This is a genomic window from Longimicrobium sp. (assembly GCA_036377595.1).
GTDB lineage: Bacteria > Gemmatimonadota > Gemmatimonadetes > Longimicrobiales > Longimicrobiaceae > Longimicrobium.
Genome location: DASUYB010000110.1, coordinates 1 through 20,533, shown reverse-complemented (window position 1 = coordinate 20,533; position 20,533 = coordinate 1). Strand labels below are relative to the sequence as shown.

Sequence of the window (20,533 nt, the reverse complement as noted above, 5' to 3'; positions counted from 1 at the left end):
ATGTCATTCCGAGCGGCGCCGCTGCTCCGAACCTCCAATCGCGCTGATGCCAAGCGGCGCCCGAGGAATCTGTGGCATGCGTCCGAGCAACAGACGGCCTGTGGCTCGGGAGCCGGCCACAGATTCCTCAGGCGCCACGGCTTTGGCACGGAGGACAGGGCGGCGCAGCGCCTTCGGAATGACATTCCTTCGTCCAATGCACAGTTGATCCTGGAATCCGGTATCAGAGAGCAGTCGATCTCCCCGAATCTCCGTATCCCCCTGTCGCTCCGTGGATACGGCATGCGTTACCGCCGCGCGGCGTAGTGCAGGCCGACCACGCCGGTCGGATACGGCGTCGCGGAGAGCAGCTCGAACGTCGTGTTGAGGCCGTCCGGCAGCACCCGCTTGCCGCTGCCGAGCGTGATGGGATAGACGAGCAGGTGCAGCTCGTCGACCAGGCCGTGCTCCAGCAGCGCGTGCACGAGCTGGCTGCTGCCGTCGGTGAGGATGTTGCCGCCGGGCTGCTCCTTCAGCGCGCGCACCGACTCGATCACGTTGTCGCGGATGATGGTAGTGTCGCGCCAGATGGGCTGCTCGAGCGTGCTGGAGACGACGTACTTCTTCGGGGCGTTCATCAGGTCGCCGAAGAAATCGCCGGCCGGTAGGGGCTCGAACGCCTCGGCGTGGGTGACATACGTGCGGCGGCCCAGGAGGAACGCGTCGCACCCCTGCATCAGCTCGACGAAGGTCTTCCCGATGTTGTCGTGCCAGAAGGGGAGCGTCAATCCGCCGTGCTCGAATCCTCCGTCCCGGTCCTCGTCCTTGCCGCCGGGCGCCTGCATCACGCCGTCCAGGGTCACGAACTCGGAGACGATCAGCTTCCTGCTCATAAGGCCTCTCAGGCCAGGGTCGATGTCTGCTGCTTCATCGATGCGTCGAACGAGCCCAGCGGAAATCGACACGGTATCGATACCGAGCGAAAAACCTCCTCCCGGAGATCGTCGCCGGGGAGGAGGTTTCGATTGATGCGTCGCTCAGTCGCGGAGAATCTCGACGAGCGCGCGCAGGCCATCGACGCGCAGGCGGTCGCCCGTGCGGACCTCGCGGAAGATGCCCGCGCAGTTGACGACCGCCGGGCGGCCCGCCTCGCGCAGCAGGATCGACGCATGGCTCAGCTCGCCCCCGATCTCGGCCACCACGCCCAGGACGCGCGGAAACACCACGGCCCACGAGGGCTCCAGCGCCGGGACGACGAGGATCGCGTCGGGACCCAGCAGCGGCGGCTGACCCGGAGAGCCGTCCGCGGAGTTCATCAGCAGCGAGGTGAGGTCGTCCGCCTTCACCGCGCGTCCTTCGACGACCACCGGAGCGAGCGCGATGCCGGGAAAGACCTGGCGGCCCGTGGCCTTCGCCTCGGCCTGCTCGGCGTCCGCGCACGCCCGCTCGATCTGCTCGCGCGACGCGGTCAGCGGGACGTCCATCCGGCGCGCCCGCTCGATGCGCCCGCGACCGGCGAGGGCAGCCGCGCGGAGGTCGGCTCCGGGCGCGAGGTCCGCGCCGCGGAGCAGGAACACGTCTTCGGGCGCGTCGATCGCTCCCGCTGACTCGAGGCGGCGCCCTTCTTCCAGCATTCGCGCCCGGAGGCGCTGCCAGCGGCGCATGAGCTCGTCCCGGAACCACTCGCGCCGCTCGTCCATCCAGTACAGGGGCCGCACGATCCGATGCCCGCCGCGCGCAGGGGGAGCGGGGGCGCCCGCCTTCTCCCTAGCACGGAGATCCCCGTCCGGCACCTCGCCGCTCGCCGCGAGGTCGCGCAGCAGCACCTCGCGCATCTCGGCGAAGCGCGGCCGCGCCGGATCGCTCTCCAGCGGCCCGCGATGCCCGAACTCGGCGAGCCACGCGTCGAGCCCGGCCTCGCGCGCCTCCGCCCGGAGCGAGGCGAGCGCGCCGTATCGCTCCATCATCTCCTGCGTGACCACGCGCGCCGCGCCGCGGACTCCGAGCGCCCTGCGGACGCGCGTGGCGCCCGACAGCACGCTGTTGATGGCGAAGTTCGTCCGGATCGCCAGCGTCATCGCGTACACGGTGACGGCGAAGAGATCCGGGAGCGATACGGCCGCGTCGATCCGCCGGTCGAGCCCGGCGAGCGCGCGGCGGATGCCCGCCACCGCGCGGAGGCACTTCCACTGGAGGAGCAGGAGCCTCGGCGCCTTGCGCAGAAACCGCCGCGCGATCACCCGCCGGTCTTCGGCGAGCCCGCCTTCGCCGCCCACGCCCTCCGTCACGAAGGCGCGCGGGAGGCCCCAGTGGTCCATGAGACGGAAGAAGAACGAGAAGTTCATCCACGCCCGCTCACCGATTTCCACCGCGTACGCGTCGCGCCACGGCGCGACGGCCGGGTCGACCTCGCTGAAGAACGACAGGACCTCGCGCCCCGAGGCGCCCAGCACCGAGGCGATCCACGGGCTCGGCGGGTCGCCGAGGACCTCCTTGTGGTTGGCGAGGCTCAGCGTCTCGTTGCGCGTGATCGGGAAGAGCGCCGGGCGCACCTGGAGGAGCACCCAGCCGGCCTCGTCGCGCGCGAACTCGATGTCGATGCCCTCGGTGCCGCCGCGCGCCTCGCGGCCGAAGACTTCGTAGATCGACGACAGCCACGCGGACCACGCCTCGCCGCGCGCGAGGTGGCCGCGCGTGACCTCGCCGCGCGCCTGCCCGGACGTGAGGCGCTCGTTGCCGCCGGCGGCGATCGTACGCTCGTAGTAGAAGCCGTCGAAGAACGCGACGCCCGCTTCGGCAGCCTCGATCAGCGGCTGCGCGAAGACGGCTCCGAGCGGGGCGCCGGCCGCGTCTTTCGGGAGCGCGGCGACGACCTCCGCGAGGGATCGCACGAAGCGGCCGGGCTCGCGCACGACGAGCGAGAGGAGCTGCCCCGCGTTCGAGGTGTGGCGAGTGTCCTCCGTGGGCGACCCCGAACGGAGGATGAAGGGCCCCCGCGCGATCTCCGGCGGGAGCGCCCCGGCCGACGCGCCTCCGGCCGCGCGGACCCAGAACGTCGGGGGGACGCGGATGCCGGCGGCCTGCGCGCGGCGGAGGTTATCGAGCTTCGGGATCGACGCGTCCCGGAAGCTACGAAGCGGTTTCCACGACATTGGAGAGAGCCCTCACCCAGCCCATGGGATCGTCGATCATCGGATAGTGCCCCCACGCTGGGAAAAGGCGCACGGGCCAGGTCACGCCGAGCGCCGCCTCGGTCCACGCGAGCTCCCTCACGGGCACGATCGTGTCGCGCTCGCCCCACCAGACGGTGATTTGCCGGAGCGCCTCCGGCCGCGCCTCGAAATCCGATTCCAGCCGCCGCAGCAGTTCCGGCGTGAGCCACGCGAAGAAATCGGGGAGCGCGCCGCACCGGGCGTAGCCCTCGAAGAAGCGCGCCCGCATGGCTGGAGCAAGCGGCTCCCCGAAGTGCTTGCGGGCGAAGCGCGCCTGGAACAGCGGCGACGCGAATGCGCGGCGCAGGGCGACCTGCGCGAGCCCCATCCGCATCATGCGCGGCATCAGGCGGCGCGCGAGGCCCCAGAGCACGGGCGCCTGCAACAGGAGCGGGACCCCGGCGAGCTCGCCGCGCGCGCGGAGGCAGAGCGCAAGGAGACCGCCGATCCCCGTCGCGTAGACGAGCGGGGCACCGGCGCCCTCGTCGCTCGCGCGGATCGGCTCCGCGACCGCGGCGAGAAACGCATCGAGGCTGCCCGCGCGCGGGCGCCCCTCGAAGCCCGGGTAGGGTACGTCGAGAATCTCGAACGGCGGCCGCGCGCGCGATCCGGCGAGCTCGGCGAGGGCCCCGCGCGCGGCATCGAGCCGGGCGGCGGCGTGGCCATTCCCGCCCAAAAAGATCACGCGGGGCACCGCTCCCGGGGAATGCGGGATCGTCACGCGCATCCCGCCGGCGACGAGGGGATTCGCGTGGATCTCGGGCCAGGAGCGGCTTTTCGGCGGGTGTCGATGGCAGGTCTTCCGGCAGGGTGGTGAGATCCCGGCGCCGTCGAGCTTCAACACGAACCTATCGTGATCGTTCGCGCTCGTCAGCAGGCCGTCGCCGCACCGTGCAATCCGACGCAGGATCGGTCTGGCCGCCCCCCCGGAATGACATCCCCCTGATATTCAATCATGACGAGCGCTCGGGGGAGGACCGTTTTTTGTCCCATGGCCGCCGGCGGTGGGGCGGAAAGTGGGCGGATGCCACGCCCCATCCGAGGCATGAAATCCCCGGAATTCCGCCAGTCCCGACGCCCCGTCGCAGGTCCGCGTTCGAAACCTTTCGCCACCCATTGATGGCGTGAAGAATGCGGAACAGGAATCCCCCCTTCGCCCCCCACGCCCCGCCCGGGACGTGCGCCCCAGGGGGGCCTACCGCTGGTCGCTTGCGCCGGGCTTCTGCCCGCGGCCACCCTGGCGATCGTGCCGACATGGCGATTCTCCACGTGTACCTCTTCGGAGGCTTCCGTGTGACCCGCGAGCTGGGGTCGGCCGAGATCCCGCTGTCGCGTGCGGCGCAGGCGCTGCTCTCGTACCTGGTGCTGAACCGCCACCGGCGCCACCCGCGCGATGTGCTGGCGGCGCTGTTCTGGGGCGACTCACCCGAAGAGCGGGCGCGCGCCTGCCTGGCCACCGCGCTCTGGCGGCTGCGGCGGGCGCTGGGGCCGGTGGACGGCACGGGTGAAAGCTGGATCGTGGTGGCGCCCTCGGGCGAGGTGGCCTTCAACGGGGGCGAGGCGTGCCTCGTGGACGCCACCGAGCTGGAGGGGTGCGTGCGCGCCGCGCTCTCGTGCCCGCCGCACGCCCTCACGCCGGCCGCGGCCGACGCGCTGGAGCGGGCGCTGGAGCTGTACGCCGGCGAGCTGCTGGAGGGGATGTACCAGGAGTGGGCGCAGCGCGAGCGCGACCGCTTCCGCCACCTGTACCACGACGGCGCGTGGCACCTGATGCGCGCGCTGGCGCAGCGCGGGCAGTGGGAGCGCTGCGCCGCGTGGGGCGAGCGCATGCTGCGCGGCGACCCGCTGCGCGAAGACGTCCACCGCGAGCTGATGCGCGCGTACGCCGCCGCGGGGTGCCGCGCGCTGGCCGTGCTGCAATACCGCCGCTGCCGCGAGGTGCTGCGCCAGGAGCTGGGTGTCGACCCCGCTCCCGAGACCACCGCGCTCTTCCGCTCCCTGGCCGGCGGCCCGGTACCCTCTCCGCCCGCGGCAGCCATTCCCATCTCCATCGCCGGCGCGAACGGCGACTCGCGCGAGGCGCTGCTGCGGCTGCACGACGCGTGGATCAACTTCGAAACCGCGCGCGGCGAGCTGGCGCGTACGATCGAGCTGGTGGAGCAGCTCGTCCCCGCCGCCCCCGCGTACGACGGAGCCGCGCGGTAGCGAGCACCGCAAGGGGGGGCGTCGCCAGAATCAGCCGAGTCCGCGCTCCCGCCGTCGTCGAATCGAAACCGCCCCGCGGGCCCGCCGCAGGGGCGGTTTCGTGCGTTTGCATCCCCCGCCCCCCCGCCCTCCGCCGCGCTCCGCGCCGGATTCCTCGCCCGCGCGGACATGACGGATCGCGGATTTCGACGCGCGGTGATGGAACGGTGATGAACCGGTGAGCCGGCGGTGAGCCGCGCGTCCACATTGCCCGTCCGAGGATGCGCGCGCGGCGGCCCGGACCTGCGCGCGTGCACCGGCGTCTCCCCGCCCAGCGCGGCGGGGCGCACGGAGCCGGGGGCAGCCGGAAGCGGCGTGCCGCGGCAGGCCCCCACCACCCGGAAGGAGAGCGTCATGGGCAGCTACGGCAGGTGGTCCGAAGGCGACCCGTACGAGAACCTCCGCGGCGTGCTGGCGGAAGACTATGCCGCCCTCCCCCCCGAGCAGCTCGAGCAGGTGCTCGTGCGATCCGGGATGTCGCCCGAGGACATCGAAGACTTCATGAGCACGCTGGGGCAGATCGGCCGCGGCATCGCCGGCGCGCTTCCCACGGTGCTCCCCGCCGTGGGCACCGTGGTGGGCACGGCGTTCGGCGGGCCCGCGGGCGCCGCGCTGGGCGGAATGGCCGGGCGGCTGGCCGGCGGCGCCATCGCCGGCGCCGTGCAGCCCCAGCCCGGCGGCGTCCGCCCGGCCCCGCCGCCCCGCCGCCCGCGTGTGCAGCCCCGGCCGCAGCAGGTGATGGCGCCGCGCATCGCGGCCCCGCCGCGTCCCGCGGCTCCGGCCGCCGTGGCGCGGCCGGCGGTGCCCGCCGCCACCCCCGCGCCGGTGCCCGCCGGCGCGCCGGCCGCCAACCAGCTGCTGCAGACGCTCTTCCGCCCCGAGACGCTGCAGGCGCTGCTGGCCATGGCGCTGGGCAACGCCGGGCGCGGCGAGGTGCCCGTGGGCGACACGCCGGTGCCGGTGGGCGCCTTCGCCAACCTGATCGGGGTGCTGGCCGGCCAGGCCGGCGCCGAGCTCCCCGCGGCCGACCCCGGCGGCGACGGCGGCGGCGACGGCGGCAACGGCAGCGGCGAGGACTATCCCGCCTACCTGGCCGGCCCCGGCGGCGCCCCGATGGTGGACCCCGCCGTGCCCGAGGAGCGCGCCGCCGCCCTCCTGCACCACCTGGCCCGCGCCGAGGCGATGGAAGCGGCGTACGGCGAGGCCGACGACGAGGACTACGGCGAAGACGACGAGGACTGGCAGGAGGACGATGAGGACTGGGGCGAGGACGACCTGGAGTCGATGTACGACGAGGCCGAGCTCGAGGACCTGTACGAGAGCGACCTGGAAGGAGCGTACGATGCCGTCTACGGCTGACACGGGCGCGCTGGACAGCCTGCTGCTGCAGCTGGCCGCCGGCGGCCCCGAGCCGGGCTCCCTCCCCAGCACCGACGAGATGGTGGCCCAGCTGGCCGGCGACGACCCGCTGAAGGGGCTGATCGTCCGCCAGATCATCGAGCGGCACGACGCCCCCGACGAAGAAGACGACGAGCCCGCCGCGCCCGCGCCCGACCCGCAGGCCCGTGCCCGCGAGCGCGCCGCGCGCCGCCGGCTGCGCGAGCTGCGCGACGAGCTGATGGCGCTGCGCGAGCGCTCCGACGCGCTCGCCGCCGCCCTGGGCGCCTGCTACCTGTGCTGGGGCGAAGACCCCCGCTGCGCGGTGTGCGGCGGCCACGGCACGCCCGGAACCATGGTGCCCGACGGCGACGAGTTCGCCCGGTACGTGGCGCCCGCGTTGAAGCACCTCCAGCCGCGGGGAGGCACCCGCCGCGGTGACGCGGGGGGCCCCGGCGCCCCTGGCGCACGGCACGACCCACAACCCGAAAGGAGACCGGCATGAGCGACCTCTACGACGCCATCGAAGCCCTCGACCTGGAAGACGACGAGACGTTCTTCTTCGAGGACGACGAGGCCGACGACGAGGCCAGGCGCAACGGCCGCACGGGCGTGCGCTTCCGGCGCAACGTGAAGACCGGCAGGGGCGGCGGCTACTACCGCCCGCGCCCCCCCGCGGGGTCCACCAAGTACGTCACGCAGCCCCAGCTGCAGGCCGCGCTGGCCCGGGTGAGCGCCGACGTGAAGGCCAACTCCGAGGGGATCAAGACGGTGAACGCCCGCGTGAACACCCTCTCCAGCGAGCAGGCCGCGCAGGGCACGGCCCTCCGCAAGGAGGTGGCCGAGCGGAAGAAGGAGGGCACGCAGCTGAAGAACGAGACGAAGAAGGCCCGCGACTTCGCCGTGCTGCAGCTGCTGCTGACCAAGCCGCCCAAGGTGTTCGCCGCGGACGGCGTCACCGAGCTGAAGGTGGTGGACCAGAACGACTTCCTGCTGCCGCTGGTGCTGCTGGGCGGCCTGGGCGGCGGCGGTGACTCGGGCGGCGGGCTGGGCGGCGACAACTCGCTGCTCTTCCTCCTGCTGCTCACCAAGAAGTAGCCGCGGGGACATCTCAACCGGAGGGAGCGAACGAGATGGACCTCTACAACTTCCTGGTGGACCGGGTGGTGGCGCAGAACGAGGGGGTGACCGACGAGGCGGCCGCCAACCGCATCGCCCTGCTGGGGAGCCTGGTCGCCCAGCAGAACATGCTCCTGTCGCTGATCCTGGTGCAGAAGCTGGCGCGCGACGAGCTGGCCTCCCGCCCGGCGCCGCCGCCGCCGCCGCCACCCCCGCCCGCGGTGCCGCTGGTGGCGCCGCTCACCACCTTCGAGCAGGCATCGATCCAGGTGTCGGCGGCCGGCTTCCACGCCGTGCGGCAGGACCTGTGGACGCGCGCGGAGCCGCTGGAGGTGGTGCTCGCGCAGGACCCGGCGCCGTTCAGCGAGGCCGCGCCGGGAGCCGACGTGACGCTGGTGGTGGCCAGACTGGAGGAGGTCAAAAGCCCCCCCGTGGTTCTGGCCGCCGAGCCGGCGCAGAAGATTTCCGCGCCGAAGATGGCGAAGGCGGCCGGGTCCGATCCGGCTCCTTAGCCGGGTGCTGCACCGGCTCCTTTCCGTGGCGCGGCGGCTGGCCGGCCGCGCGCGCTACGGGCCGCTCCGGGCCGACGACGCGGCGCGCGTCCCGGGGCGGTGATCCTTCCCGGCCTGAGCCGCGGCGGCGCCCCCGCGGGGCCGCCGCCGCGCGTTCCTCCACCCTCAACCCGTGTCCCTCATGGATCCACGGCTGTGGGAGCTGCTGCGCGCGGGCGAGGCGACCGACGAGGTTCCCGCCATCCTCCGGCTGCGGGGCGGCGCGCCGCTGCCGCCCGGCGTGCGGCAGGTGGCCCGCTTCGGCGACATCGCCACGGTGCGCCTGCCGCGCGGGCAGATCCCCCGCGTGCGCGAGGAGGAGGGCGTCGGCTCGCTGAAGGCCGCGTCGCCCGTGGGCCCGGAGCGTCCCCGCCGCGAGCGGCGGCACCGCGACACGGGCGGCGACGACGACGACGAGGCCGAGGGCGGCGGGCCGCGGCGCCCCGACGTTCCCGAGACGGGGCGCGGAACGATCGTGGCCGTGGGCGACTGGGGCTTCGACTTCGCGCACCCGGACTTCCGCAACGCCGACGGGAGCACGCGCGTGGCCGCGCTGTGGGACCAGCGCTCGCGGCCCGGCGCCGCCCCGCCCCAGCCGTACGGCTACGGGGTGGTGCACACGCGCGAGGCCATCGACCGCGCCCTGCGCTCGTCCGATCCGTACGCCGCGCTGGGGTACCACCCGGCCGACGCCGACTCGGGCGGCACCGGCACGCACGGGACGCACGTGCTGGGGATCGCCGCCGGGAACGGGCGCGGCGGCGGGCCCGTGGGCGTGGCGCCCGAGGCCGGGCTGGTGCTGGTGCACATGGACACCAGCGGCGCCGACGGCAGCGGCACCCTGGGCGACTCGGTGACCCTGCTCGAGGCGGTGGACTTCGTGCGCCGCACCGCCGCGGGAAAGCCGTGGGTGCTCAACCTGAGCATGGGCCGCCACGCCGGCCCGCACGACGGCCTGACCCTGGTGGAGCAGGGGCTCGACGCGGCGCTGGCGGAGCCCGGCTGCGCCATCGTGCAGTCCGCCGGCAACTACCACGACGCGGCGGCGCACACCACGGGCGAGCTCCGGCCGGGCGAGACGCAGACCCTCGAGTGGCAGGTGGAGGAGGGCGACGTCACCCCCAACGAGCTGGAGCTGTGGTATCCCACCCGCGACCGGCTGGTCGCCGAGGTCGTCGCCCCGGACGGGACACGGTCGGGCCCGGTGCGGCAGGGCGAGCAGCGCGACCTCTCCGCCGGGCAACGCGTGGTCGGCCGCGTCTACCACCGGGCGAACGATCCCAACAACCTCGACCACCTGGTGAACGTCTTCCTCGACGCGCGCGCGCCGGCGGGAACCTGGCGCGTGGCGGTCACCGGGGAAGACGTGGTGGACGGCCGCTGGCACGCGTGGGTGGAGCGCGACGCCGCCTGCGCCGGGTGCCAGTCGCGCTTCCGCCCCGACACGGCGGTGCGGGCCACCACCACGGGAAGCATCTGCGGCCCCTTCCACACCCTGGCGGTGGGCGCGTACGACGCGGGGTCGCCCACCGGCGAGCTGGGGCGCTTCAGCAGCGCGGGGCCCACGCGCGACGGGCGGCAGAAGCCCGACCTCGTGGCGCCCGGCGTGTCGATCCTGGCCGCGCGCTCGGCGCCGCGCGAGGGCGCGGCGCCGCTGCTCACGCGCAAGTCGGGCACCAGCATGGCGGCCCCGCACGTGACCGGCACCGTGGCGCTGATGTTCGAGGCCGCGGGGCGCCCCCTGGAGATCCACGAGACGCGCCGCCTGCTGCTCACCACGACGGCGCCCGCGCCCCCCGAGCGGCGGGCGGAACGGTCGCGGATCGGCAGCGGCTACCTGGATTCGGCCGCGGCGGTGCGCGCGGCGCGCGAGCACGGCGCGCTGCGCCCCGGCGCACGTCCCGCGCGGGCCGCTCCCGCGCGCTCCCGTCCACGCACGCGCGAGGAGGCCGAGGTGTGGATCCATGACGAAGCGGTCCCCTGCGGCCTCGAGTCCGAGGCCGCCTACGCGCCGGCCGATGCCGCGGCGTGGAGCGCGGGCGACGAGGGATGGGGCGACGGCGGGATGACGGCCGACGCATTCGCCGACGCGGCGGAGGCGCTCGTGGTGTCGGGGCGGGCGGCGCGGCCGGGCGCGGTGATCGGCGCGGCGCTGGCGGGGGTTCCCGGCGCGGCCGAGGCCGTGGGCGGCGCGCCCCCATCGCCCGCGGCGCTCTTCGACGCGCTGCTGGGCGGCGGGGGAGGGCCGCTGGCGTCGGCCTTCGACGTGGTGGCGCTCCCCGGCGCGGCGCCGGCCCTCGAGCCGCGCCCCGGCGACCTGCTGGTGCGCCGCGCGCCCGGCGAGCCGGTGGCGCACGCGGCCGTGCTGGCCGCGCCGCCGGCGCCGCGGATGGACGTGCTGGCGGCGGGCGGGGTGCCGGAGTGCGGGTGCGGCGGGTGGTTCGTGGCGGTGATCGAGGGGGGCCCGCGCCCCCACGTCCGCGCCAACGGCTTCCACCGGCGGCTGCTCGACGACCGGGGCCGCTCGCCGCGCGACCAGGTCGTGGTGCGCCCGCGGCTGCGGGGGATCACGATCTCGTTCGAGGGCGCGGAAGCATCCGGCGGATCGCCGACGGTCCTGTCTCCATCCCCCGCCGTGGCCGTGCCCCGCGTGTTCGCGCCGCCGGTGGAGACGGCGCACACGGTGGACGTGGACGTGCGCACCCGCATCGTCTCCGAGGCGATTGACGGGTGCACGGTCACGCTCCCCTTCACGCCCGGTGCTCCCTCGGCGATCACGGGAAGTACCGGGCGAGCGACGCTCTCGCTGGCGGGCGTGCCCGACGGATCGCACCTGCTGCTCGTCAGCGCGCCGATCGTGGACGACTCGCCGGTGGGCCCCGCCACCGCCTCGTCCACACCGCGCCCCCGGCGGATCTGGCGGTCCCTGCTGGTGGACGTGACGGTGGTGAGCGAACGGGTGACCGCCGTGGCGGCCACCACCGGCGGCACGGCCACCCTGGTGGGCGGCGTGGTGCGCGCGCGGGTGCAGCCGGTGTGGATGCAGTCGCCCAACCTGCACGTGCGCCGCGGCGATCCGGCGGTGCTCGACACGATCGTCGTGCATCACACGGCCGGATCGCAGGCGTCCAGCGCCATCAACACCTTCCTGGCCGCGCACGGCAACTCGGCGCACTACGTGGTGGACGTGGACGGGCAGATCGTGAAGATGGTGCACGAGAGCGACACCGCCTTCCACGCGGGAACCAGCCACTGGGGCGGGCGCGACAGCGTGAACGAGTTCTCGGTGGGGATCGAGATCGTGAACGCCACCGGGCCCTATCCGGCCGCGCAGATGACGGCCGTGCTCGACCTGCTGCAGCGCATCCGCGCCGGCTTTACGACCATCGCCGCGCGCAGCGTGGTGGGGCACTCCGACATCGCCACCTGCCCGTCGAAGGGGTGCATGTCCACCACCCCGCGGCAGCTGGGACGGAAGTCGACCGATCCGGGCGTGGAGTTCGACTGGCCGCAGGTCGAGGCGCTCGGGATCGGCCTGATCCCGAACGCCACGCGGACGCTGGGGGCCGGCGACTATCAGGGCTACTTCGCCGCCACCCCCGCGCTCCCCGCGCTGCGGCGCGGCGACAACGACGCGAGTCAGGTGTACGGCGGCGCCCGGCGGCCGGCGATTCCCTCCGGGGTGATCGCCGAGCTGCAGCAGGACCTGCGCGACACGGGCTACTGGTGCCCCGGCACCGGCGTGTTCGACGCGCCCACGGAGAAGGCGCTGATGGTGTTCCACGAGCACTTTTTCGGGGGATCGCGCCCGCGCGCCGCCAGCCACGCGCGCGTGAACGCCGCCACCGCCGAGATGATCAAGCGCATCCGCCCGTGAAGGGCGATCGGGCGGCACCGGGCCGGTTCCAAGGATTCGAGACGGGGACGCGGGCGCGACCAACCTGAACGGTGAAAGGGCACAGCCATGAGCACGCTGCTGGCCGGGAGCGGGGGAGTGCTGGAGGCCGCCGACGCGTGGGTGACGGGCGGGCGCGGCCGCATCTCCGGCGCGCTGCTGGAGGCGGTGCTGGGCCCGGCGGGCCCCGGCGAAGACCTGGATCGCGCCGCCCCGCCGCCCACCCCCGCCGCGCTCTTCGACGCCTTCGCGGGCGGCCACGACCCCGCCGCCCGCCGCGCCCTCGAGGCCACCTTCGAGCTGGTGGCCGGCCCCGGCGAGCCGGTGGATCCCGGCGAGCTGCGCCCCGGCGACCTGGTGGTGCGCGCCGCGCCCGGCGAGGGCGCGGCGCACCTGGCCGTGGTGGGCCCCCGCGGCGCCGTGCCCGGCGAGGCGCTGGCGGACGAGGGGCTGACGCCCGAGACGCGCGGGGGCGGCGGGCTGTACGTGCACGTGGTGGAGGGCGGCGCCTTCGCCCACGCCAGCGGCGACGGCTACGCCCGCCGCGTCGCGGGGCCCGAGGGGCGGATGGACCGCGACACCGTGGTCCTCCGTCTCCGCGGCGCCGGCGCGGGCGCCGAGGCGTGGGCGGCGGTGGAAGACGACGGGCGCGACACCGAGGACGACAGCGCGGCCGAAGACGAGCCGTTCCCCCCCGAGCGGCTGGGCTGGCCGGGATCGACGGCCGAGCAGCTGGCCTTCATGCGCGAAGTCTATCGCCGCCACGTGGCCAATTCGTCCGCGCGCCGCCGCTTCGTGGCCGACGTGCCGGGGGTGGAGCTGGGGACCATCGAGGGCGGCCACCGCGCCCGCTCGGCCGCGGCCGCCGACTGCCGCGGCCTGCTGGCCGAGTGCCGCGCCGAGCTGCAGCGCCGGAACGACGCCGGCGACGCGCGCGCCCGCCGGGTGAGCGCCATCGGCGTGGTCAGCGCGTACCGCTCGGCCAGCCAGCAGTTGGCCGCGTGGCAGGGCAACTTCCCGATGTACTACAACCGCACCGCGTCGGAGCGCGCCGGCAAGCCGGGCGGCGAGCACGGCGCCGAGGCGGCCGCGTACCTGGCCCGCTACATCGGCGGGTGGCTGGGCGCGCCGGGGTTCAGCCTGCACAACGACGGGCGCGCCATCGACTTCACCACCACCGAGGGCGGCACGGCGATGGGCGCCAGCAGCGGCGCCGCCAACCGTGCGGCGTGGCGCCGCTCGTGGATGTGGGAGTGGATGACCACCAACGCGGCGCGCTTCCACTTCTTCCAGAACACCGCCATCGACGAGCCCTGGCACTGGGAGCATCGTCCCCCCGCGACCATGGGGACCGGTGCCGCCACGGCCGCGCTCGCGGCCTCCACCGCCGCGGCCATGGCCGCCGGCGCGGTGGCCGGCGCGGCGGCCGCGGCGACCGCGGCCGGTGCCACCCCGGGTGGCGAGTCCGCCTGGAGCGGGGCGGAAGACGACGAGTCCGCCCCGGCCGAATGCGGGCTCGAGGCGGTGGCCGAGGACGAAGAAAGCATCCCCTCCACCGGCCTGGCGTGGGACGGGGCGACCGGCGAGCAGCTGGCCTTCATGCGCGCCGTGTACGACCGGCACGTGGCCGCCTCCGCCTCGCGCCGCACCTTCATCGGCGACGTGCCGCGCTCCGAGCGCGCCGAGGTGGAGGGCGACGTGACCCTGCGCGCCGCCGCGGCCACCGACCTGCGCGCGCTGTTCGCCGACTGCCGCGCCGAGCGCGCCCGCCAGGCCGCCGCGGGCGACGCGCGCGCGGCCGCCGTGTCGCGCGTGGGGATCGCCAGCGGCTACCGCTCGGCCAGCCGGCAGTTCGGCCTGTGGCAGAAGTACTTCCCCAGGTACTACGCCCGGACCCGCGAGCACCGGCTGACGCTCGAGGGCGGCGAGCACGGCGACGCGGCGGTGCGCTACACGGCGCGCTACGTGGGGCAGTGGATCGCCGCGCCGGGGTTCAGCCTGCACAACGACGGGCGCGCCGGCGACCTGTTCTGCGTGGAAGGCGGCGTGCGCCACCCCCGGGAGGGCGCGGCGGGGCGCGAGGCCCTGCGCGCGTCGTGGTTCTTCGGGTGGATGACCGCCCACGCGGCGCGCTTCAACTTCCACCAGAACACCGCCATCGACGAGCCGTGGCACTGGGAGCACCGCCCGCCCGCCGGCGGCGGCGAGCCCGCGCGGGAGGCGGAGGAGGACGACGAGGCCGCCGTCGCCGCGCTGGAAGCCGCCGAGGTGGCGTGGAGCGAGGACGACGAGGCGTGCGGCTGCCCGCCCGGCACCCACGGCGAAGGCGCCCACGAGGCGTGGGCGGCCGCGGAGGGCGCGGGGTCGCTGCTGGAGCCCGCCCCCGTGGCCGACGAGCGGTGGGACGCCGACCCGGCCGAGAACGCGCTCCCCTGGCCGCCCTTCACGGTGCTGGACCCCGACGCGCGGACGCGCGGCGGCCCGCCCGGGTTCGCGCCCACCGGCGGCCGCATCCCGCAGTGGACGCGCGCCTACCAGACCGGGCTGCAGGGCGGCTACGTGCAGCTGGCCGACGCGAACCGGGCGGACCTGGGATGGACGAAGCGCGTGAACGTGGGAATGTACTTCAAGGACATCCCCCACCTGACCACCACGGCGCTGGCGCCCGCCACGCCCATCACCCCCGACCCCGGGTGGCCGGCGCTGCGCCGCGCGCTGTGCGACGTCTGCAACCACGTGGGCGGGCTGCTGGGGGCCGTGGCGGCCGAGACGGGCACGCCCGCGGCCGCCGCGCTGGCGGTGTGGTACGTGGAGAGCGCCGGGCGCGCCCACACGCCGGGCGCGGCCATCATCCGCTTCGAGAACCACCTGTTCTGGGATGGATGGGGAAGCGCGCACGCGGCCGACTACGACGCGCACTTCCAGCACGGCGGCCGCGCGGGGGTGTCGGGAAAGCGGTGGGAGAACCACCGCTGGCGCGAAGGGGTGAGCGGCGCCTTCGGCACCTTCCACGGCAGGCAGGACCGGGAGTACCGCGTGCTGAACTTCGCCGCGGGGCTGGCGGGGTTCGACACGGCGGCCCAGTGCATCAGCATCGGCGGGCCGCAGATCCTGGTCTCCAACTACCGGATGATCGGCTACGCCACGCCCACCGACATGTACAACGCCTTCCAGGGGCAGGACGAGCGCTGGCAGGTGCTGGGCTTCTTCGACTTCTGCCAGTTCAAGTTCGGCCACGGAGCGCGGCGCGGCGACCTGCTGCGCGACCTGCGCGCGCGTGACTGGCGGGCATTCGCGCGCGGCTACAACGGCAGCGGCCAGGTGGACGACTATTCCACCAGGCTGCGCAACGCCTACGATCAGGCCATGATCCTGCTGGGGAGCCCGGCGGACCCGCCCGAGCCCGCGACGGGCGCGTGGTTCCTTCCGCAGCCGTCCGAGTCGGTGGGCGAAGACGCGCCGCCCGCGCCGGCCGTGTCGGTGGGCGCGGGGATCGGCGCGGCGGCCGGGGCCGTGCGCGGCGCCGCGGCGCGTGCGGCGATCGCCGCCGGGCGCAGCGAAGTGGCCACGCTGCCGCTGCTGGCGCCGCACGGGGGCGCCGCGCCGGACCTGGTGGTGCGCTGGAACGACATGACCGCGCCGCCCCCGGCGGTGGACGTGGTGGTGCACCTGCACGGCTACGACGCGCACGCCACGCGGATGACGCTCCCGCGCGACATGGAGCCGATCTGCGGCCTCGACTGGAGCAATCCCGACGACCGGGCCGACCCCACCCCGGGGCGCCGGCTCCCCACCGTCGGGCTGCTCCCGCGCGGCCGCTACTTCGGGGGGAAGTACAAGAACGCCTTCGATTTCCCCGAGCTGGTGACCGCCACGGGGATGCGCGACCTGGTGGCGGCGGGGCTGGCCGAGTTCGCGCGGGCCACGGGCGCCGCGGTGCCGGCGGTGCGGCGGCTGATCTACACCGCGCACTCGGGCGGCGGCGCGGCGCTGATGCGGGTGCTGCGCCACAACGACCCGCACGAGGTGTTCGCCTACGACGCGCTGTACGGCCCCGCCGGCGCGCTGATCGACTGGGCGCGCCGCCACATCGCGGCCGACGCGGCGGCGGTGGCGGGGCAGCCGCAGGCCGCGGCCGAGGCGTACATGCGTGAGCGGGGTGGCGGGCTGCGCGTGCAGTTCATCCCCAACACCGACACGCAGCTGAACAGCCTGATCGCGCACCGGGCGCTGGTCCACGCGCTCCGCGCCGCCACCTTCGCCCCGTTCGACCTCCCCGCCTGGTACCGGGTGGAGGCGACCGGCGTGGGCCACACGCGCATGCCGCGGCGCTACGGGTGGCGCCTGCTGGCCGACGTCTCCGCGCCGCTCCCCCACGCCCGCGTCCCGCGCGCCGCCGCCCCGGCAGCGCCGTGAGCGTGGGTGGAACGGGGGCGTGACGAAGCACGGCGGCGCCGGTGTCTCACCGGCGCCGCCGTGCTTCCGTTCACGAGCGATGTGCTGCAGGGAACCGGGAACGGCGGCGGAACCGCGTCCCGATGGCGGACGAGCGGAAGGCGATCACGTCCCCCCGTACCACTCGTATCCCTTGTCGCTCCAGTAGCCGCCGTTGCGGTGGGGGAGGAAGACGACCTTCGTCAGGTACTTGGTGTTCTTGTAGCCCAGCTTCACGGGCGAATGGACGCGGGCGGGGGCGCCGTACCACGGATCCAGGAAGCGGCCCTCGCGCGCGAAGGCGACGAGCGTCTGCGGGTGCATGGCGCTCTCCAGGTCCCAGCTCTCGTGGTAGCCGCTGTCGAAGCTCTGGAAGTCGACGTACTGCGCGTCGGGCCTGATCCCCGCGAGCTGCGCGAGGTGGCTCACCCGCACGCCGGTGAACGTCGTCGCCGCGGTCCAGCCCTCCACGCAGTAGTGGTTGATGCGCTGCGTGAGGTGCGGCAGCCGCGCCAGGTCGCGCAGCGTCAGCCGCAGCGGCCGCGCGACGGCGCCCGTCACCTCCAGCGCCCACGCGCCGCGCGCCGCCTCGTCCCACACCGGCGGTTTGTCGGAGATGTAGTAGGACGGCATCCGCCGGCCCGCGTTGCGCGCGCTGGCCGCATGGTCCATCGACGTGTGGCGGAAGAGGAAGCGCTCCACCCCCTCGTTCTCCCGCTCCGCCCAGCGCAGGAGCTTCTGCGCGCTCTTCGGCCCGCGCGAGTCGCACGCCTCCGCGATCAGCGCCGCCGCCGACAGGCCGCCCAGCGTCAGGAACCGCCGCCGGTCCATCATCGCCCCGCCTCCTTTCCGCTCTCCGGCGCATCCATCTCCGCCGAATCACCGCGCGCCGCGTCGCCATCCTCGTCCGGGACCGGGATCGCGGCGGGTTCAGCATCTCCATCCCCCGACGCCGTGAGTGCGCTGGATGCATCCGGAGCATCTCCGCGCACCCGATCTCCCGCACCTCCATCACCCGCTGCCGCTTGCGCAGATGACGCGGCAGCTACCCGATCTCCATCTCCTTTAGCCATGTCTGGAGATCGAGACGGCGCGGGCGGACGCGCGATCTTGAGCGCGGGCATGGGTTTGCGGCGCAGGAAGGGGCGCGCGTTCAGCGCCTCGGGCGAGCGGGACTCGTCGTAGCGGCCGGTGACCATGGCGACGAGCGACTGCGGATCGACGGCGAAGACCATGAAGACGTGGCCGAGCCCCAGCAGCACCAGCGCCAGCATCACCACGAAGTGCCAGTAGCGCGCCCAGACGTAGCCGCCGAACAGGTTCGTCAGCGGCGCCAACTGGACGGGCTTCCAGATCGCCAACCCGGTGAGCACCGCCAGCACGCCGAGCCAGGGGAGCGCGAAGTAGACGCCCTTCTGCAGCGCGTTGTGCTTGCCCTGGCGCGGGTGCGTCTTCCGGACGAAGAGGTAGAACTTGATCATCTCCCACGCGTCGCGCGGATCGCCGCGGCGGGGGACGAGGTCGCGCCACTCGCCGTGCAGCCAGATGAACGCCAGGTAGACGGCGCCGTTGACGGCCAGCACCCACATCATCGCGAAGTGCCAGTTGCGCGCGCCGGCCAGCCATCCGCCGAAGGTCAGCCACGGCGGAATGGCCGTCCCCTCCCACGGCCAGCAGCAGAAGGACTCGCCCTTGCGCGCGAACATGGGATAGGCGTTGAAGATGCGCAGCCCGCTGCCGATCATGAGCGTGAGCGCCACCACGTTCACCCAGTGCGTGGCGCGCACGATCCAGTGGTGGCGCTTCGGTTCCGGCGCGTGCTCGGGGTGCGGCGCGGCGTGATCCATGGAGATGACGATTGGGGATGAGGATGCCCGGCCCGGCGCGGTGGGTGCGCGGAGGTGCTCGTCGGGATGTGATGGCGCGCACGCTCGCCAGGTTACACGGGCGAATGAATTCACGGCAACCGCACAAAGTCGCTGCGCGACTGCGGGGCGGACATCCGGATGGAGAGAAAGATCGGCGCACCCCTGGATGTGATCGGTGCTGCTGGATGCTCCTCCGGCAGTCCCGCAGGGACTTTGTGCCCTTGTTGCCGTGAATTCATTCGCCCGGCAGCCGGCGGCGGCCTTTGGCGTTGCCCCGTCTCCGCGTGAACACTACCGTTCCGGCGGCCTGAGTGGCGAAACTTCTTCCCGGCGATGGAGATCGGACGGCAGATGGAGGTGTTCACGGACGAATGGGCGCGCGCCTGCTGCGAGGCGCTGAACCGCAGCGAGGCGTACCGCGTCTCCGCCGCCACGTGGGAGGGAGCGATCGTGCTGGCGATGTCGGCCGACCCGGCGCAGGGCGTCGAGTCCGACCGCGCGATCTGGATCGACGCGCACCAGGGCGCCTGCCGCGGCTCGCGGATGGCGACGGACGACGAGGTGGCGACCGCGCCCTTCGTCTTCCGCGCCGACCCCGCGTCGTGGAAGCGCCTCCTGCGCGGCGAGATCGAGCCCGTCGCCGCGGTGATGCAGGGGAAGCTGCGCCTGGTCCGCGGCAACCTGTTCACGCTCGCCAAGTACGCGCAGGCCGCGAAGGACATGGTGCACGCCGCCGCGACGGTCGGCGGCACGTTTCCGGAGACGGACAGTGCGTGAGTGCGTCAGTGCATGAGTGCGTCGGTGAGACGGAGCGTTTGACGCACCGAAGCTCGCCGCCGCGCTGAGTTCTCCCCTCGCCCCTGCGAAGCGGGGGAGAGGGGCCGGGGGAGAGGGGGCCCTCCGCGGCCGCGCCAATGCCCATCTCCCGGAACGGATGCAGCCCCGGCAAGCGCACTCACGCACTTTCGCACTCTCGCACTCTCGCACTCTCGCACTCTCGCACTCTCGCACTCTCGCACTCGCGCACCTTCGCACTCTCGCACTTGGATCTCATCCCACACGCTATCGAATCTCCCTCCCCCCAACCGCCGATGCCGACCGCCTTCCAATCCACATCTCCCGCCGGACTCGACTTCGCCAGCCCGCCCATGCGGCTGTGGCAGAAGGCGAAGAAGCTCGGCGTGTGGGACCCGGCGGAAATCGACCTGTCGCACGACGCGCGCGACTGGCGGCGGCTGGCCGACGACGAGAAGGACGTCATCCTGCGCCTGACCGCGCTCTTCCAGGGCGGCGAGGAGTCGGTGACGATGGACCTCCTGCCGCTGATGATGGTCGTCGCCGGCGAGGGGCGGCTGGAGGAGGAGATGTACCTCACCTCCTTCCTCTGGGAAGAGGCCAAGCACGTCGAGTCCTTCCGCCGGTTCCTGGACGAGGTCGCGGAGGAGCACGGCGACCTCTCGCGGTACCACGGCCCCAGCTGGCTCCGCATCTTCGCCGACGAGCTCCCCGCGGCGATGCACCGGCTGCGCGACGACGCGTCGCCGGCGGCGCAGGCCGCGGCGTCCGTCACCTACAACATGATCGTCGAGGGGGTGCTGGCCGAGACGGGCTACCACGCCTACGACGCGGTGCTGCAGCGCAACGGCATCATGCCCGGGATGCAGCGCGTGATCGCCCACATCCGCCGCGACGAGTCGCGCCACATCGCGTACGGCGTGTACCTCCTCTCCCGCCTCCTGGCCGAGCACGGCGACGCCGTCTGGGACGCGATCGAGTCGCGGCTGAACGAGCTGCTGCAGCCCGCGCTGGGGATCGTGGCCGAGGTCTTCGCCGCGTACGACGTGCCGCCGTTCG

14 protein-coding genes are annotated in these 20,533 nt (G+C 74.1%); 9 read left to right on the top strand and 5 right to left on the bottom strand.

The annotated features are described in order from the left end of the window. Positions 1–287: 287 nt before the first annotated feature. From VF092_19995 to VF092_19985, 3 genes are all read right to left on the bottom strand, one after another. On the bottom strand, positions 288–872 hold the full coding sequence (locus tag VF092_19995; GenBank protein HEX6749588.1) for a dihydrofolate reductase family protein: 585 nt from the start codon (positions 870–872) through the stop codon (positions 288–290). 144 nt (positions 873–1,016) lie between these two features. Beyond that, positions 1,017–3,131 (bottom strand): PEP-utilizing enzyme, encoded by a 2,115-nt coding sequence (locus VF092_19990; protein HEX6749587.1) that lies wholly within the window; start codon positions 3,129–3,131, stop codon positions 1,017–1,019. Beyond that, positions 3,109–4,035, bottom strand: coding sequence for an alpha/beta hydrolase (locus VF092_19985; GenBank protein ID HEX6749586.1), 927 nt, complete (start codon positions 4,033–4,035; stop codon positions 3,109–3,111). Before VF092_19985 ends, VF092_19990 begins: the two co-directional genes overlap by 23 nt. Positions 4,036–4,445: 410 nt before the next feature. On the opposite strand from VF092_19985, the gene VF092_19980 reads away from it, so the two are divergent. The 7 genes from VF092_19980 (at position 4,446) to VF092_19950 (ending at position 16,793) form a co-directional block, all read left to right on the top strand. Continuing rightward, positions 4,446–5,396: a BTAD domain-containing putative transcriptional regulator gene (locus VF092_19980; GenBank protein HEX6749585.1), complete on the top strand. Its 951-nt coding sequence runs from the start codon at positions 4,446–4,448 to the stop codon at positions 5,394–5,396. A 393-nt stretch (positions 5,397–5,789) separates the two neighbouring features. Beyond that, on the top strand, positions 5,790–6,794 hold the full coding sequence (locus VF092_19975; GenBank protein ID HEX6749584.1) for a hypothetical protein: 1,005 nt from the start codon (positions 5,790–5,792) through the stop codon (positions 6,792–6,794). Further along, positions 6,778–7,317, top strand: a complete 540-nt coding sequence (locus VF092_19970) for a hypothetical protein (protein ID HEX6749583.1) — start codon at positions 6,778–6,780, stop codon at positions 7,315–7,317. The genes VF092_19975 and VF092_19970 overlap by 17 nt, the downstream gene beginning before the upstream one ends. Continuing rightward, complete coding sequence (locus VF092_19965) at positions 7,314–7,910, top strand: hypothetical protein (GenBank protein HEX6749582.1); 597 nt, start codon at positions 7,314–7,316, stop codon at positions 7,908–7,910. Before VF092_19970 ends, VF092_19965 begins: the two co-directional genes overlap by 4 nt. A gap of 35 nt (positions 7,911–7,945) precedes the next feature. Then, positions 7,946–8,443, top strand: coding sequence for a hypothetical protein (locus tag VF092_19960; GenBank protein ID HEX6749581.1), 498 nt, complete (start codon positions 7,946–7,948; stop codon positions 8,441–8,443). A gap of 181 nt (positions 8,444–8,624) precedes the next feature. Further along, positions 8,625–12,359 carry a S8 family serine peptidase gene (locus VF092_19955; GenBank protein ID HEX6749580.1) on the top strand — a complete coding sequence of 1,245 codons (3,735 nt, stop codon included), beginning with the start codon at positions 8,625–8,627 and terminating at the stop codon, positions 12,357–12,359. Between the two features lie 87 nt (positions 12,360–12,446). Beyond that, positions 12,447–16,793, top strand: coding sequence for an N-acetylmuramidase domain-containing protein (locus VF092_19950; protein HEX6749579.1), 4,347 nt, complete (start codon positions 12,447–12,449; stop codon positions 16,791–16,793). A 144-nt stretch (positions 16,794–16,937) separates the two neighbouring features. Here the strand turns inward: VF092_19950 and VF092_19945 are convergent, their stop codons facing one another. After that, the gene (locus VF092_19945; GenBank protein ID HEX6749578.1) at positions 16,938–17,645 is read right to left on the bottom strand and encodes a molybdopterin-dependent oxidoreductase; all 708 of its coding nucleotides are present in this window, start codon (positions 17,643–17,645) and stop codon (positions 16,938–16,940) included. Further along, complete coding sequence (locus VF092_19940) at positions 17,642–18,658, bottom strand: cytochrome b/b6 domain-containing protein (GenBank protein ID HEX6749577.1); 1,017 nt, start codon at positions 18,656–18,658, stop codon at positions 17,642–17,644. Before VF092_19940 ends, VF092_19945 begins: the two co-directional genes overlap by 4 nt. 354 nt (positions 18,659–19,012) lie before the next feature. Between VF092_19940 and VF092_19935 the strand changes: the two genes are divergently transcribed. Next, the gene (locus VF092_19935) at positions 19,013–19,456 is read left to right on the top strand and encodes an SCP2 sterol-binding domain-containing protein (GenBank protein ID HEX6749576.1); all 444 of its coding nucleotides are present in this window, start codon (positions 19,013–19,015) and stop codon (positions 19,454–19,456) included. Between the two features lie 314 nt (positions 19,457–19,770). Then, the coding region (locus VF092_19930) for a R2-like ligand-binding oxidase (protein ID HEX6749575.1) at positions 19,771–20,533 on the top strand (763 nt) is incomplete at its 3' end.

Bases quoted from the DNA above. Each gene is read 5' to 3' on its own strand.
- VF092_19995 (HEX6749588.1), bottom strand. From the start codon at position 872: ATGAGCAGGAAGCTGATCGTCTCCGAGTTCGTGACCCTGGACGGCGTG.
- VF092_19990 (HEX6749587.1), bottom strand. From the start codon at position 3,131: ATGTCGTGGAAACCGCTTCGTAGCTTCCGGGACGCGTCGATCCCGAAG.
- VF092_19980 (HEX6749585.1), top strand. From the start codon at position 4,446: ATGGCGATTCTCCACGTGTACCTCTTCGGAGGCTTCCGTGTGACCCGC.
- VF092_19975 (HEX6749584.1), top strand. From the start codon at position 5,790: ATGGGCAGCTACGGCAGGTGGTCCGAAGGCGACCCGTACGAGAACCTC.
- VF092_19970 (HEX6749583.1), top strand. From the start codon at position 6,778: ATGCCGTCTACGGCTGACACGGGCGCGCTGGACAGCCTGCTGCTGCAG.
- VF092_19965 (HEX6749582.1), top strand. From the start codon at position 7,314: ATGAGCGACCTCTACGACGCCATCGAAGCCCTCGACCTGGAAGACGAC.
- VF092_19960 (HEX6749581.1), top strand. From the start codon at position 7,946: ATGGACCTCTACAACTTCCTGGTGGACCGGGTGGTGGCGCAGAACGAG.
- VF092_19955 (HEX6749580.1), top strand. From the start codon at position 8,625: ATGGATCCACGGCTGTGGGAGCTGCTGCGCGCGGGCGAGGCGACCGAC.
- VF092_19950 (HEX6749579.1), top strand. From the start codon at position 12,447: ATGAGCACGCTGCTGGCCGGGAGCGGGGGAGTGCTGGAGGCCGCCGAC.
- VF092_19945 (HEX6749578.1), bottom strand. From the start codon at position 17,645: ATGATGGACCGGCGGCGGTTCCTGACGCTGGGCGGCCTGTCGGCGGCG.
- VF092_19940 (HEX6749577.1), bottom strand. From the start codon at position 18,658: ATGGATCACGCCGCGCCGCACCCCGAGCACGCGCCGGAACCGAAGCGC.
- VF092_19935 (HEX6749576.1), top strand. From the start codon at position 19,013: ATGGAGATCGGACGGCAGATGGAGGTGTTCACGGACGAATGGGCGCGC.